This is a genomic window from Arthrobacter sorbitolis (genome assembly GCF_054510995.1).
The window spans coordinates 773,903-788,877 of record NZ_JBTNDM010000002.1 but is presented as its reverse complement, the minus strand read 5'-3'; the positions used below and the strand labels follow the sequence as shown (position 1 = coordinate 788,877).

Annotated in this window: 11 protein-coding genes; 2 read left to right on the top strand and 9 right to left on the bottom strand. The window is 68.5% G+C overall.

Annotated features, from left to right (window positions below):
- Positions 1-110: 110 nt before the first annotated feature.
- The 5 genes from ACX80K_RS08370 to ACX80K_RS08350 all read right to left on the bottom strand — a co-directional run bounded on the left by ACX80K_RS08370 (position 111) and on the right by ACX80K_RS08350 (position 7,762).
- Positions 111-1,853, bottom strand: coding sequence for an ABC transporter ATP-binding protein (locus ACX80K_RS08370; RefSeq protein WP_459271366.1), 1,743 nt, complete (start codon positions 1,851-1,853; stop codon positions 111-113).
- Positions 1,850-2,869 carry an ABC transporter permease gene (locus tag ACX80K_RS08365; protein ID WP_459271365.1) on the bottom strand — a complete coding sequence of 340 codons (1,020 nt, stop codon included), beginning with the start codon at positions 2,867-2,869 and terminating at the stop codon, positions 1,850-1,852. Before ACX80K_RS08365 ends, ACX80K_RS08370 begins: the two co-directional genes overlap by 4 nt.
- Positions 2,862-3,788: an ABC transporter permease gene (locus ACX80K_RS08360; protein ID WP_104049511.1), complete on the bottom strand. Its 927-nt coding sequence runs from the start codon at positions 3,786-3,788 to the stop codon at positions 2,862-2,864. The genes ACX80K_RS08365 and ACX80K_RS08360 overlap by 8 nt, the downstream gene beginning before the upstream one ends.
- 136 nt (positions 3,789-3,924) lie before the next feature.
- Positions 3,925-5,568, bottom strand: coding sequence for a peptide ABC transporter substrate-binding protein (locus ACX80K_RS08355; protein WP_459271364.1), 1,644 nt, complete (start codon positions 5,566-5,568; stop codon positions 3,925-3,927).
- Between the two features lie 337 nt (positions 5,569-5,905).
- The gene (locus ACX80K_RS08350) at positions 5,906-7,762 is read right to left on the bottom strand and encodes an ABC transporter ATP-binding protein (protein WP_459271363.1); all 1,857 of its coding nucleotides are present in this window, start codon (positions 7,760-7,762) and stop codon (positions 5,906-5,908) included.
- A gap of 89 nt (positions 7,763-7,851) precedes the next feature.
- Between ACX80K_RS08350 and ACX80K_RS08345 the strand changes: the two genes are divergently transcribed.
- A complete protein-coding gene (locus ACX80K_RS08345; RefSeq protein WP_459271362.1) occupies positions 7,852-8,472 on the top strand; it encodes a PH domain-containing protein in 621 nt (206 codons plus the stop codon).
- 8 nt (positions 8,473-8,480) lie between these two features.
- Here the strand turns inward: ACX80K_RS08345 and ACX80K_RS08340 are convergent, their stop codons facing one another.
- The 3 genes from ACX80K_RS08340 to ACX80K_RS08330 all read right to left on the bottom strand — a co-directional run bounded on the left by ACX80K_RS08340 (position 8,481) and on the right by ACX80K_RS08330 (position 12,923).
- On the bottom strand, positions 8,481-9,506 hold the full coding sequence (locus ACX80K_RS08340; RefSeq protein ID WP_459271361.1) for an ABC transporter permease: 1,026 nt from the start codon (positions 9,504-9,506) through the stop codon (positions 8,481-8,483).
- On the bottom strand, positions 9,503-11,044 hold the full coding sequence (locus ACX80K_RS08335; RefSeq protein WP_459271360.1) for an ABC transporter permease: 1,542 nt from the start codon (positions 11,042-11,044) through the stop codon (positions 9,503-9,505). Before ACX80K_RS08335 ends, ACX80K_RS08340 begins: the two co-directional genes overlap by 4 nt.
- Positions 11,045-11,153: 109 nt before the next feature.
- Positions 11,154-12,923 carry an ABC transporter family substrate-binding protein gene (locus tag ACX80K_RS08330; RefSeq protein WP_459271395.1) on the bottom strand — a complete coding sequence of 590 codons (1,770 nt, stop codon included), beginning with the start codon at positions 12,921-12,923 and terminating at the stop codon, positions 11,154-11,156.
- Positions 12,924-13,528: 605 nt separating this feature from the next.
- Here ACX80K_RS08330 and ACX80K_RS08325 point away from each other — a divergent pair.
- Positions 13,529-13,843 carry a hypothetical protein gene (locus tag ACX80K_RS08325; RefSeq protein ID WP_459271359.1) on the top strand — a complete coding sequence of 105 codons (315 nt, stop codon included), beginning with the start codon at positions 13,529-13,531 and terminating at the stop codon, positions 13,841-13,843.
- Between the two features lie 19 nt (positions 13,844-13,862).
- On the opposite strand, the gene ychF is transcribed toward ACX80K_RS08325, so the two are convergent.
- On the bottom strand, positions 13,863-14,948 hold the full coding sequence (ychF, locus tag ACX80K_RS08320) for a redox-regulated ATPase YchF (protein ID WP_459271358.1): 1,086 nt from the start codon (positions 14,946-14,948) through the stop codon (positions 13,863-13,865).
- Between the last annotated feature and the right edge of the window lie 27 nt (positions 14,949-14,975).

The following is a 14,975-nucleotide window of genomic DNA, read 5'->3' as shown; positions in this document are numbered from 1 at the left end:
CCCCCCCCCCCCCCCCCCCCCCCCCCCCCCCCCCCCCCCCCCCCCCCCCCCCCCCCCCCCCCCCCCCCCCCCCCCCGCCGCCGCGGGTCTACCTGCTGCTGGTTCCCCTGCTACGCGACCTCGGGCGGCAGGACGAGCCCCGCGCCCGGGATGGCCGCGAGGAGCGCCTGCGTGTACGCGGTCCTCGGGTTGTCGAACACCTCGTCGGTGGTGCCCTGCTCCACGAGCCTGCCCTTCTCCATGACGGCCACGTGGTCGGCGATCTGGCGGACCACCGCGAGGTCGTGCGTGATGAAGAGGTAGCTCAGGCCGAGCTCCGACTGCAGGTCGGCGAGCAGGTTCAGGATCTGCGCCTGCACCAGCACGTCGAGCGCCGAGACGGCCTCGTCGCAGATGACCACCTCGGGGTCCAGGGCGAGCGCCCGGGCGATGGCCACGCGCTGCCGCTGGCCGCCCGAGAGCTCGTTCGGGAAGCGCTGCATCATCGACGACGGCAGGGCCACCTGGTCGAGCAGCTCGCGGACCTTCCTCTCGCGGCTCTTCGCGTCGCCGACCCCGTGGACGCGGAGCGGCTCCTCGATGGTGCGGTAGATGTTGTACATCGGGTCGAGCGAACCGTACGGGTCCTGGAAGATCGGCTGGACACGGCGGCGGAAGTCGAACATCTCCTTCCGCCCGAGGGTCGTGATGTCCACGCCGTCGAACCTGATGCTGCCCGACGTCGCCCCCTCGAGTCCGAGGACCATCCTCGCCACGGTGGACTTGCCCGAACCGGACTCGCCCACGACGGCGGTGGTGGTGCCGCGCGCGATGGAGAAGGAGACCTTGTCCACGGCGGTGAAGTCGGTCGACTTGCCCCAGCTGCCACGGATCTTGAAGACCTTGGTCAGGTCCTCGACCTCGATCACCCGGTCCGTCGACGGTCCCCTCGCTGCGGCGGGGGCGAGGAGGTCGTCCGTCTCGACGCCGGCCCTCTTCGCCGACTCGATGCGGCGCGACGCGATGGACGGCGCCGACGCCACGAGCTTCTGCGTGTAGGGGTGGCGCGGGTTGGTCAGCAGCTCGAGGGCCGGACCGGCCTCGACGACCTGCCCCTTGTACATCACGATCACCTTGTGCGCGCGTTCGGCGGCGAGGCCGAGATCGTGCGTGATGAGCAGCACGGCGGTGCCGAGCTCCTCGGTCATGGTGTCGAGGTGGTCGAGGATCTGCCGCTGCACGGTCACGTCGAGGGCCGACGTCGGCTCGTCGGCGATGAGCAGCCGCGGCCTGCAGGACAGGCCGATGGCGATCAGGGCGCGCTGGCGCATACCGCCCGAGAACTCGTGCGGGTACTGGTTGGCACGCGATGCGGCGTCGGGCAGTCCCGCCTCGGAGAGCACCTGGGCGACGTCCTGGGGTCCGCTCGGCAGGCCGTTGGCCCGCAGCGTCTCCTTCACCTGGAACCCGATCTTCCAGACCGGGTTGAGGTTGGACATCGGATCCTGCGGCACCATACCGATCGAGGAGCCGCGGAGCTCGATGATGCGCTTCTCCGAGGCGGAGGTGATGTCCTCGCCGTCGAAGATGATGCTGCCGTTCGAGACGCGGCCGTTCGCGGGCAGGAGGCCGATGGCGGCCAGCGCCGTCGTGGACTTGCCCGAGCCGGACTCCCCCACGATCGCGACGGTCTCGCCGGGCATGACGGTGAGGTGCGCATTGCGCACCGCCTGCACGTCCCCGTTCGACGTCGTGAACGTGATGGCGAGGTCGCGGAGCTCGAGCAGCGGCTGGACGCCTGCGGACCCCGCGGGCGCCGTCGTGTCGTTACGGGCGGCGCGGCGGCCGCCTCCGGAGCTGATGCTGGAGCTCATCGTTTGCGTGCCTTCGGATCGAGAGCGTCACGCAGGGCGTCGCCCAGCATGATGAAGCTCAGAACGGTGATCGACAGGGCGAGGCCCGGCCAGAAGATGGCCATCGGGTTGCTACGCAGCGACGGCTTGGCCGAGAAGATGTCGTTGCCCCACGACATGACCTCCGGCGGCAGTCCGATGCCGAGGAACGACAGCGTGGACTCCGCCACGATGAACGTGCCGAGCGAGATCGTCGCGATGACGATGACCGGTGCGAGCGCGTTCGGGATGACGTGCTTGACGAGGGCACCCAGCGGGGACACCCCGAGCGAGCGCGCCGCCGTCACGAAGTCCGCGTTGCGGACCTCGATCACCGCGGCCCGCGTGATGCGGGCGATCTGCGGCCAGCCGAAGGCCACCAGGATGACCACGAGCGTCCACACGTTCCGGTTCTGCTGGAACACGGGCAGCTGCACGACGACGATGGCGCCGAGGATGAGCGGGAGCGCGAAGAAGATGTCACCGATCCGGGCGAGCACGGCGTCCACCCAGCCGCCGAAGAACCCGGCCAGCGCACCGATGAGGCCGCCGATCAGGACCACGCCGAGGGTCGCGAAGAGGCCCACGGTCAGCGATGACTGGGTGCCGTGCACCACGCGGGAGAGGATGTCGCAGCCCTGCACGGTGAAGCCCAGCGGGTGGCCGGGGGCGGGGCCGCCGTCGGAGTTCTCCAGCAGGCAGTTCTCGTTGGGCGGCTCGTTCGTGAACAGTCCGGGGAACAGTGCCACGAAGATGACCGCGAGGATCAGGATCGCGCTGATGATGAACAGCGGCTGCTTCCGCAGGCTGCGCCACGCCTCGCCCCACAGGCTGCGGGGCGCGGCATCGGACACGGCACTGTCCGTGGCGCGGACGGGCGTCTCGTCGAGGTCGGCGACGAAGTGCTCGATCGGGTAGGCGGATCGCTTGGTGCGGGCCACGGGGGTCGCGGCGGTCGGTGCGGCCGTCTCGAGGGGTGAGGGTGTCGGTTCAGGCATATCGAATCCTTGGGTCCAGCCACGCGTACAGGAGATCCACCAGCAGGTTCGCCAGGCAGAAGATGAGGATCAGGAACGTGACGATCGAGACGACCATCGGTCCGTCACCGTTCAGCACGGCGCGGTAGAGGGTGTTGCCGACCCCGTTGACGTTGAAGATGCCTTCGGTGACGATCGCGCCGCCCATGAGGGCGCCGAGGTCGGCGCCGAGGAACGTCACGACGGGGATCAGCGAGTTGCGGAGGACGTGCACGACGACGACGCGCCTGCGGCTGAGGCCCTTGGCCGTCGCCGTGCGGACGTAGTCGGCGTTCACGTTCTCGATGATGCTCGTGCGGGTCAGGCGGAGCACGTAGGCGAAGGACACGAGCCCGAGGACGACGGCCGGGAGCAGGAGCTCCGTGAAGGTCGCGTCGCCGCTGACGGTCGGGTTCGTCCACTGCAGCTTGACGCCGATGAGGAACTGCATCAGGAAGCCGAGCACGAAGATGGGCACGGCGATGACGATGAGGGACAGCACGAGGACGGACGAGTCGAAGATCCTGCCCTTGCGCAGGCCCGCGATGAGGCCGAACACGATGCCGAAGACGGCTTCGATGACCAGGGCCATGATGGCGAGCTTCGCCGTGGTCGGGAAGACCTCGGCGATGATGGTGGCGATCGGCCGGCCCGAGAAGTTGGTGCCCAGGTCGAACGTCAGGACGCCCTTGAGGTACAGGAGGTACTGGATCCAGAAGGGCTGGTCCAGGTTGTACTGCTCGCGGAGGCCCGCGACGACGGCAGGGGTGCAGCCGCGCTCGCCGCAGATCGCGGCGGTGGCGTCACCCGGCAGGCTGAAGACGAGGAAGTACACCAGCAGTGTCGCGCCGAGGAAGACGGGGATCAGCTGGAGGAAGCGTCGGACGATGTACCAGACCATCAGTGCGCACCTCCCGGTGCGGCGTGCGTCCGGACGGGACGCATGGAGGGGTAGCTCATGAGGGAGGAAACCTTTTCGTGGGAGCACGGAAAAGGGGCCCGCCGGCGTGCCGGGCGGGCCCCGAGACCGCTAGGGATTACTTGCCGGTGATGGCGTAGTAGAGCGGAACACCGTTCCAGCCGAACTCGACGTTGTCGACGTTGTTGCTCCAGCCGCCCTGGGCGACCTGGTACCACAGCGGGATGGCCGGGAGGTCCTCCAGGAGCTGCTCCTGGGCCTTGTTCATGGCCTCGTTGCCCTCCTCGACAGAGCCGGCGGCGAGTCCCTCGGTCAGCTGCTGGTCGAACTCGGGGTTGCTGTAGCGGGCGTCGTTGGAACCGGCGCCGGTGGCGTAGATGGGCCCGAGGAAGTTGTACAGCGACGGGTAGTCGGCCTGCCAGCCGGCTCGCAGGGCGCCCGTGAGGGTCTCCTCCGTGGCTTCGGTGCGGGCTTCCTTGAAGGTCGCGTACGGCTTGCCCGAGATCTCGATGCCGAGGTTGTTCTTGATGTTGTTCACCACGGCCTCGACCCACGTCTTGTGGTCGCCCTTGTCGGCGTTGTAGCCGATGGTCAGGGGCTCGGACTCGTCGTAGGGCTCGATCTTCTCGGCGTCGGCCCAGAGCTTCTTGGCCTCGTCCGGGTTGTACTCGAGGTTCTCGCTGCCCGGCAGGTCCTCGCTGTAGCCGTCGAGGACGGGTGCGGTGAAGTCCTTGGCGGGCGTACGGCCGTTGTTGAAGATGACCTCGGTGATCTCGTCACGGTTGATCGCCATCGAGAGCGCCTGGCGGCGGAGCTTGCCGGCCTCGCCCTCCCAGTTCGGGAGGTAGTACGGGATGGCGATGGTCTGGTTGCCCGCGTACGGCGATTCGATGGATCGCTCACCGAGGTCGTTCTTGAAGTTCTTGATGTCGCTCGTCGGGATCGTCTTGAGGACGTCCAGGTTGTCCGAGATCAGGTCCTGGTAGGCCGTCGTGTCGTTCTGGTAGATCTTGAACGTCACGCCCGCGTTCTGCGCGGCCTGGGGACCCTCGTACTCCTCGTTGGGCACGAGCTCGATCTGCTGGTTGTGCTGCCAGGCGCCCTCGGCGGCGAACTTGTAGGGGCCGTTGCCGATCGGGTTCTCGCCGAACGCGGCAGGATCCTCGAGGGCCGAGGCGGGCAGCGGGAAGAACGCGCTGTAGCCGAGGCGCAGCGGCCAGTCGGACTCCGGCTGCGACAGCTTGACGGTGAACGTCCGGTCGTCGACGACGGTGAGGCCGCTCATGGTCTCCACGGTGGAGCCCTCGGCGCTGGCCTCGTCATAGCCTTCGATGCTCTCGAAGAAGTAGCTCGAGAGCTGGGCGTTCTTCGCGGCGGCACCGTAGTTCCACGCGTCGACGAAGGAGCTCGCGGTGACGGGGTCACCGTTGGTGAAGGTCTTGCCTTCCTTGAGCGTGATCGTGTACGTCTGGGCGTCCTCGGACTCGATGGACTCAGCCATCTCGTTCTGGGGCTTGCCCTCGGCGTCGTAGCTGACCAGGCCCGCGAAGATGAGGTCGAGGATCGCTCCACCGCCCACCTCGTTGGTGCTGGTGGGGATCAGCGGGTTCTGCGGCTCGGAACCATCGACGACGATGACTGCGTCCGTGGTGCCGGTGTCGGTGTCGGTGCTGGATTCAGGGCTTCCGCCACCGCATGCACTCAGCGACAGCGCGGCGATCGCCGCGACGCTGAGCATCTTGGAAGTGCGCGTGTAACGCATTCCGCCTCCTAGTTATTTGGGTCTTTCCGGCGCTGATGATGCCGGATTCGTGGCCCTGCAGACAGCGAGAGCCAACTCACACCGGAAGATCATATGCCCGTTCCGTTGCTTCCCAGAACATCCTGTATACAAGCGCTCCCAGCGGACACTCAGGCACCGGAGGTCGTCCGCCTGTTTCCGCAGGTGAGCGGGCCGTGCGTCCCCGGATCACGCTTTGATAACGAAGGCGGAGGGAGGCACCCGAGCACTGTACAGGCCGACCGGGGCAGTGCCGGGCACGGCCCGCCCGGGGGCGGCAGGGCGCGCCGGATCCCGGCGGGGCCGGGTCCGGCTGCCCTCAGTCGGTCGAGGCGAGCAGCTTGGCCCGGAGCTCGCGGCGTTCCCGCTGCAGCGCGGGATCAGGCAGCGGCACGGCGGCCAGCAGGCGTTGCGTGTACGGATCCCGGGGGCTGCGCAGGATCTGGTCGCGCGGTCCCTGCTCGACGATCCGCCCGCGCTTCATCACGCAGATGTAGTCCGCCAGCACGTCCACCACGGCGAGGTCGTGGGTGACGAACAGGCAGGCGAAGCCGAGGTCGCGCTGGAGGTTCTGGAAGAGGTCCAGGACCTTCGCCTGGACGGACACGTCCAGCGCCGACGTCGGCTCGTCGGCCACCAGGAGCTTCGGCTTCAGGGACAGGGCACGGGCGATGCCGACCCGCTGCTTCTGCCCGCCCGAGAGCTCGTGCGGGTACCGGTTGCGGTAGGAGCGCGGGAGCTCGACCTGGTCGAGGAGCGTCTCGATGCGCCTCTGCAGGTCGTTCCCCCTGGCCTCGCCCGCGAGGAACATCGGCTCGCCGATGCTCTCACCGATCGGGAGGCGGGGGTTGAGCGACGACGACGGGTCCTGGAACACCATGCCGATGTGGCGGCGCACCTCCACGAGCTCCCGGGAGCTGGGCCGCAGCCCCGAGATGTCGGTGCCCACGACCCGGAGCGAGCCCTGGGCCACCGGCAGCAGCCCGACGGCGGCACGGCCGATCGTCGTCTTCCCCGATCCCGACTCCCCCACGAGCCCGATGACCTGGCCCGGGTAGACGGTCAGGTCGGCTCCCTCGACGGCCCGGAACGCCGGGACGCGCCCCTGCCGGGGATACTCGATCGCCACGTCGACGAGCTCGAGGACGGGGGCGTCCGTCCGGGCCGCCATCCCGCCGTCCCCCGGGAGCTGTGCGAGGACGTCGCGTTCACGGCGCTCCAGTTCGTCGCGGTCCACGGTCTGCAGCTCGGTGTGCGTCGCGGCGGCGAGCGCGGCCGTGATGTCGACGTCGTCGTGCCCGTCCCCCTGCCCGAGGTGCGGCACGGCTGCCAGGAGCGCCCGGGTGTACTCGTGCTGCGGGTGGTTGAAGATCTGGTCCGCGGTTCCGGTCTCCACGATCCGGCCCTTCCGCATGACGGCGATGCGGTCCGCCAGGTCGGCCACCACGCCCATGTCGTGGGTGATCAGGACGATCGCGCTGTTCAGCTGGTTCCGCAGGTTGCGCATCAGGTCGAGGATCTCGGCCTGCACGGTGACGTCGAGGGCCGTCGTCGGCTCGTCGGCGATCAGGAGCTTCGGGTCGCACGACAGCGACTGCGCGATCATGGCGCGCTGCCGCTGGCCGCCCGACAACTGGTGCGGGTAGGAGCGGAAGGCCTTCTCCGGATCGGGCAGTTCGACCATCCGGAGCAGGTGCAGGGCGCGCTGCCGGGCCTCGTCCGGGGAGATCTCGTTGTGCAGGCGCAGCGTCTCGACGATCTGGAACCCCACGGTGTAGACGGGGTTGAGCGCGGTCATGGGCTCCTGGAAGATGACCGCGACGTCGTTGCCGCGGACCTCCCGCAGCTTCGTCGGGGACATCGTCAGGACGGACTGCCCGTTGAGCAGCACCTCCCCCGTCACCCGGCTGTTCGAGGGCAGCAGCCCCAGCAGCGCCATGGAGCTCGCGCTCTTGCCCGAGCCGGACTCGCCGACGATCGCCAGCACCTCGCCGGCCCGGACCTCGTAGCTCAGGTCGATGGCCGCCGGGACCCACCGCTTGTCCACCCCGAAGTCCACGCAGAGATCCCGGACCTCCAGCACGGGCCCCCGGTGCCCGGCACCCTGCGGGTCCCCGTGGTCGCCGTGGTCCCCGTCGTCGCTGCCTCCCGTGCCGCCGATGACCTGGGTACTCATGAGGGGTCCTCCTTCGTGGCGGAGGCCGCGCGGCTGCGCCGGCGCTCCTGACGGGGTGCGGGCGGGTGCGGTGCTGGGATCATGGACGCATGGAGAGTTCGAAGGTGGCCGGCGTCAGCGTCTTCAGGCCGCGTACCGGCATCTGGTTCACGGGAGCTGCGGCCCTCATCGCCGTCGGCGGCCTGGTGTCCGTCGTGGCGAGCGACGGCGTCGCCGGGCTGCTGCGGGGCTGGCCGCTCGTGGGCGTCGCCTACGGGGGCTGGTGGCTGTTCTGGTACCCGGCCGTGGTGGTCGCCGCGGACGCCGTCACCGTGCGCAACCCGCTGGCGACCATCAGCGTCCCGTGGTCCGCACTGATCGACGTCGACACGAAGTACGCCCTGAAGCTGGTGACGCCGTCCGGGGCCTTCACGGCGTGGGCCGCCCCCGCTCCCGGCGTGTGGGGGACGCATGCCGGGAAGCCCGAGCACGTGACGAACCTGCCCGCCACGAGCTACGGCCCCGGCCTGTCCATCCGTCCGGGAGACCTGAAGAACACCGACTCGGGGTACGCCGCCTACCTCGTGAGGTCGCGCTGGCAGGACCTCGTCGAGTCGGGCGCCGTGGACGTCGACTCCCCGGCCCGCGCCCACCGGTCGTGGAACGTGGCGCTGATCGCGGGCGCCGTCGTGCTGGTCGCGGGTGCCGTCGCGGCCGGGGGCGGCTCCTAGGTCCGGCCTCACGCTGCCGCGGGCTTCTCTGCGTCCTTCGCCCGGCCGGCGTTGAACTTCTTCTGCCGCGGGTCGAAGGCGTCGCGCAGGCCGTCGCCGATGAAGTTGATGCACAGGCAGATGAGCACGATGAACAGTCCCGGGAACCAGAAGAGCCACGGGCGCGTCTGGAAGGCCTCCTGGTTCTGGCTGATGATCAGGCCGAGGGACACGTCGGGGGCCTTCACGCCGAAGCCGATGTAGCTCAGCGCGGTCTCGAGCAGGATGCCCGCGGACATCAGCAGCGTGGTGTTGACGATGATCACACCCACGGCGTTGGGGAGGATGTGCTTGAAGATGATGCGGGCGTTGGAGGCGCCGGCGATCTTCGCGGCGTCCACGAACTCCCGCTCGCGGAGCGTGAGGAACTCGCCGCGCACCAGCCGTGCGAGCCCGGTCCACGCGATCAGGCCCAGGAAGATGCCGAGCAGCCACACCTGCGCACCACTGCCCACGAACCGGTTGACGGATTCCCCCAGGGTCGCCGCGATGAGGACGAGCGGGATGATGATGATGATGTCGGTGAAGCGCATCAGCACGGCCTCGGTCCAGCCGCGGAAGTAGCCCGCGCTCGCGCCGACCACGACGCCGACCACACAGGCGAGGGCCCCGATCAGGAACATGATGATGATCGAGTTCTGCGCCCCGCGCATCGTCATGGCGAAGTAGTCGCGGCCGATGGAGTCCTGGCCGAACGGGTGCTCGCCCCAGCTGAACGGGCCGGTGACCGTCGGGGCCCCGCCGTCTAGGAGCGGGACGAACTCGGTGTGGTTGTACTTCCACCAGCCCGGGATGCCGGCGAAGCCGACGGACGTGAAGGCCAGGACGAAGATGACGGCGAACACGACGAGGCTGATGATGGCCGCGGTGTTGTCGAAGAACTTCCTGCGGACGATCTGGCCCTGGGACATCCCCTGGGCCTCGGCCGCCGGCGGCGGGACGGGTCCGGGAGCGGCCCCCGCACCGGGCAGGTCGGCGGGGGTCTTAGTGCTCATGCTTTCACCCTTACGCGAGGATCGAGGAACGAGTACGCGATGTCGGCCACCAGGTTGAAGACCAGCGCGAGGATGCCGGCCACCAGGAAGAAGCCCATGATCGGGTCGGGGTCGGTGCGTTGCAGCGCCTGGACGAACAGCTGTCCCATCCCGGAGAAGGCAAAGACCTGCTCCGTGATGATGGCCCCGCCGATGAGCGCGCCGATGTCGAAGGCCACGAGGGTGGCGAGCGGGATCAGCGCGTTGCGGAAGGCGTGACGCATGACCACGGTGCGCTCACTAAGCCCCTTGGCGCGGGCCGTCCGGATGAAGTCCATGTTCATGATCTCGAGCATCGAGGCGCGGGAGTAGCGGCTGTAGCTGGCGAGCGAGGCGAGCAGCAGGGCGATCGTCGGCAGCAGCAGGTGCGTGAACGTGTCGAGGCCGGTGATCCAGAAGGTCCCTTCGAGCCCCGGCGTCTCCGCGCCCACCGTGGCGATCGGGCGGCCGCGGACGCGCGGATTGCCCACATAGGCGGGCCAGGTGACCATGAAGCGGTCCACGACGATGAGGAGGCCCATGAGCAGGCCGGTCAGCGCGGCGGCCCGCATGCTCTGGCCGCGGTCGTAGCCGCCCAGTGCGTAGCCGACGCCGATGCCCACGAGGACGGTGACGACCGCGAGGCCGAGGATCATCCACACGGTCGCGGCGTTCAGGACCGGATTGACGACGTAGTAGGCGACGAGGCCGAGCGCGACCATGACGAGCGACGCGTAGAGGGCCTTGCGGTTCCGGAGGCCCGCCGTGAGGAGGACGATGCCGAACGCGATGCCCACACCCGTGACGAGGATGACGATCGGTCCGAGCCCGGGATCGGAGAACCAGTCGGCGAGCTCGAGGACGGTGAGGAGTGCCGCGGCGGCGACCGCTCCGAGGACGAAGGCGATGGCCTTCCGTTTCCAGGAGGCGCCGGCGAACAGCGCCCAGATGAGCCCGCTGGCGATGGCGACGACGACGATGGTGGACGTCGGTATCACGGGGTCGGCGAGGAAGTTGTTGAAGCCGATGGCCCCGAATTCCTTGAGCAGGACCGCGAGCCAGAAGATCGGGAGCGAGAAGAAGAGGAACGACATGAAGGTCACGCCGTAGTCCAGACCGCTGTACTGGCGGAGGGCCGTGATGATGCCGAGCGAGATGCCGATGATGATGGCCAGCACGGTGGCGGTGGTGACGAGCGTGATCGTGTTGCCCATGGCGCGGAGCAGGGAGGTCGTGACCGCCTCACCCTGGATGCTCGAGCCGAGGTCGCAGGTCGCGGCGAAGGGCACGAGGCACTTGGCGGCCCCTGCGAGCCAGCCGAAGTAGCGCAGCGGCGCAGGGGTGTTCAGGTCGAGCAGCTCCGTACGGGCCTGGATCAGCTGCTCCCGGTTGGGCGCATTGCTGGCTCTCAGGTCCTCGAGCGGATCGCCCGAGAGGGCGGTGAGCTGGTACACCACGAAGGACGCGCCGAACAGGATGAGCACGGCCGTCACCAGACGGCGGACGATGTAGGTCACCATGGGTTTTCCAGCCTCGAGGTCGGGTCCGCGCGGGGGGAAGGCGCCGGGACTCGTCCCCGACGCCTTCCCCTCACGGGCATGCTTGATCCGGTGCGGTGTGCGGCTGGACCTACTGCGCGATCTGCCAGTCCCAGAAGTTCCACCAGACGCCGGTGAGGTTCGGCATGTAGACCAGGCCGGTCACGTTGTCGCTGAACGCGTCGACGCCCGGCACCTGGAAGAGGGGCAGCCCGTACTTGGAGTCCCAGATCAGCTTGTCGATCTCGATCTGCAACTCGTCCTGCTGCTCCGGATCGGTGGTCACGATCAGTTCGTCCATGAGCTCGTCCGCTTCGGGGCTCGAGAACCCGTTGAAGTTGGACCCGTTGCCGCTCCTGAAGATCTGCGGCACACCGGAGACGCCGACACCCGAGTTGATCCAGCCGAAGATCGACGCGTCGTAGGTGCCGTTGCCCAGGGCAGCGCCCCAGTCGGAGCCTCCGAGGCCGCCGTCGACGACCTTGAAGCCCGCCTTCGCCGCGGACTCCGCGATGAGGGTGTAGGAGTTCAGCCGGTTCGGGTTGTCCCGGTTGTACATGATGCGCACCTCGGGGGTGGCGCCGTCGAGCAGCTCCTTCGCGCCCTCGATGTCCACCTCCGCGTAGGCGTCCGAGCCGTTGTTGGCGGCGCTCTCCTCGTAGGGCTCCTGGTCGGTGAGGAAGAGCTGCGAGTCGAGCGGCTCGGCGTCGGGGTTCAGCTTCTTCACGATGGTCTCGACGAGCTGCTGGCGGGGCACGGTCTTCATGAAGGCCTCGCGGACGCTCTCCTCGGCGAAGACGCCACTGAAGTTGAGGTCCAGGTGGTCGTAGGAGAGCTCGTTGCCGCGGTTCACGGTGACGCCCTCGATGCCCTCGAGCTGCTCGACCGTGTCCGCCGACGCCTGCGGCGCGATGATGTCCGCCTCGCCGTTCTGCAGGGCCTGCACCTGGGCGGGAGCCTCACCGATGTAGCGGACGGTGATCTCGTCGACCTTGGGGATCGGTCCCCAGTCGTAGTCCTCGTTGCGGGTGAGCGTCATGGACTGGTCCGGCGTCATGGCCGAGGCGATGAACGGGCCGTTGGACAGGAAGAGCGTGGGATCGTCCGGGAGGGACTTGGTGTCGAAGCCGGTGTTCCAGAAATCCGCGACCGCCTGCAGTTCGGGGCGCTCGGCGGGGTTGTCGGGATCGCCCTGCGGCTCGGTCCGGATGAGTTCGATCAGGGCGTCCTCGTCGGCGAGCCCGCCCTTCTCGGCGAGGACGTGCGCGGGTGTGGAGATGCCCGCCTCGGACATCAGGCCGAAGGCCACCTGGTAGTCGGCGAAGGGCTCGGAGTAGTTGAGCGTGATCGAGCGGCCGTCCTCGCCGATCTCCGGGAGCTCGGTGAGCGCGAGGCCGCTGGTGTCGCCCGCGTAGTCGAAGTAGGTCGTGCCCGAGGTGACCTCGCCGGCGTCGTCGGTCACCGCGTCGTTGAAGTAGCCGGACCCGATCGCCCAGTGGAGCAGCAGGTCCCCGCCGTCGACCGGTTCGCCGTCGGACCAGTTGACGCCCTCGTTGACCGTGTACTTGACGCTCAGCGGGTCCTCGGAGAGGACCTCCATCGAGCCGAAGTCCTCGTTCTCGACGACCTCGAGGTCGCTGTCGATGTAGACGAAGCCGGAGTGGGTTGCGTAGGCGATCCTGCCGTTGACGTCCACGTTTCCTTCGGAGCTCTGCGAGTTGAACGAACTGAAGCCGTTGACCTCGGCGATGCGGATGTTCCCGCCCGTCGCCTCGCCCTCGGTCGTCTCCTCGGGGGTCTCGGTCCCGGTGTTCGCAGCGCAGGCGCTCAACGCGAGCATTGCCACTGCAGCCACCCCCATGGCCCTGGAAGTACGTCTCGAACGCATACCGCCTCCTGTTTCATAGTGTGGTCACGGCTCGACGCAGGGTTGCGGATCAGCCGATATGCGCCCCTCAGAGGTGACGCAACTCACGTGAGCAGAAGCCTAGGGGCACTTCGTTACCAGCAGGTATCGACCGGAGGAGTCACGGGCGGGTTGTTATCGAGCTGCAACCAAAGCTCACTGCGGCGTCGGGCCCGCTGATCGGGCCTGCTGATCGGGCCTGCTGATCGGGCCTGCTGATGGGGCCTGCTGATCGGGCCGCCGCGGCGGGCGGCCATCCCCGCGGCGGCGTTCCCCCGCACCTGCGCCGATGCCACGGGTCTGCACGTGACGCAAGCGCGCATCCTCCTCACCGCGCGGGCCGCCGCGGCGGGCGGCCATCCCCGCGGCGGCGTTCCCCCGCACCTGCGCCGATGCCACGGGTCTCCGCACGACGCCGGCGCGTGAAGCCGGCCGGCACGGGCCGCTTGATCACTCGCTCGGCCTGATGATTTGCTTGGACGACCCGGAGCGGCGGCAGGACGGCCTCCCGGGTGGCGCGCCGGACGGGCGCGCGGGGTCCGACCCGGACGGAGGTGGGCATGGCCTGGCTGTTCGTCGACAAGCATGCGGCGGTCTGGGACGACGACGCCAACGTCCAGGCCGCGATCGGGGCCCTCAAGGCACGGCTCGACCAGCACCCCGAGGTCCACCTGTCGATCCAGAGCAAGGGGCTCAAGGGGCCGGTCTTCGTCATCACGAGGGACACCGTGCTCAGCTCCCCCGAGCTGAGCAACCGCTTCAACGCGGACCTGTTCGCGGAGCTCACGACGCCGACGGCGCGGAACAGCCCGACCGTCCACTGGTTCTCCGACGGGCGGGGCTTCGTGTCGGAGACCACCAGCCGCATGTGGTGAGCGGCCGTCCGATCCTAGGTCAGACGTTGAACCTGAATTCCACGACGTCGCCGTCGGTCATGACGTATTCCTTGCCCTCGATGCGGACCTTGCCGCGCGACTTCGCCTCGCTCATCGAGCCGGCGTCGATGAGGTCGCCGAAATGGACCACCTCGGCCTTGATGAAACCGCGCTGGAAGTCGGAGTGGATGACGCCGGCGGCCTCGGGCGCCGTCGCGCCCTTCCTGATGGTCCAGGCCCGGCTCTCCTTGGGACCCGCCGTGAGGTAGGTCTGGAGGCCGAGAGTGTGGAAGCCGACGCGCGCGAGCTGGTCGAGGCCCGACTCGTCCTGGCCGTTCATCTCGAGCATCTCGCGGGCCTCGGCCTCGTCGAGTTCCACGAGGTCCGCCTCGAGCTTGGCGTCGAGGAAGATCGCGTCGGCGGGGGCGACGAGCTGCCGCAGCTCCTCCTGCCGCTCCGGGCTCCCGAGGACGGCGTCGTCGACGTTGAAGACGTAGATGAACGGCTTGGCCGTCAGCAGGCTGAGCTCGCGGAGGTGCTCCATCTCGAGCTTGTCGCTCGTGACGGACGAGAAGATGGTGTCGCCGCGTTCGAGGACGGACTGCGCGGCCTGCATGGCGCTGAGCTGCGCGGCCTCGCGCTTCTTGATCTTCACTTCCTTCTCGACGCGCGGGATGGCCTTCTCGAGCGTCTGGAGGTCGGCGAGGATCAGCTCGGTGTTGATGGTCTCCATGTCGGAGCGCGGGTCGACCTTGCCGTCGACGTGGATGACGTCGGGATCGTCGAACACACGGATGACCTGGGCGATCGCCTCCGCCTCACGGATGTTGGCGAGGAACTGGTTGCCGAGCCCCTCACCCTCGGACGCACCCTTCACGATCCCGGCGATGTCCACGAAGGAGACGGTCGCCGGCAGGATCTGCTTCGACCCGAAGACCTCGGCGAGCTGCGCCAGGCGCGGGTCGGGCAGGCTGACCACTCCGACATTCGGCTCGATGGTCGCGAACGGGTAGTTCGCCGCCAGGACGTTGTTGCGCGTCAGCGCATTGAAGAGTGTTGATTTGCCGACGTTGGGCAGTCCGACGATGCCGATAGTAAGAGCCACGGGAGACGAGTCTACCGGCCATCGGCA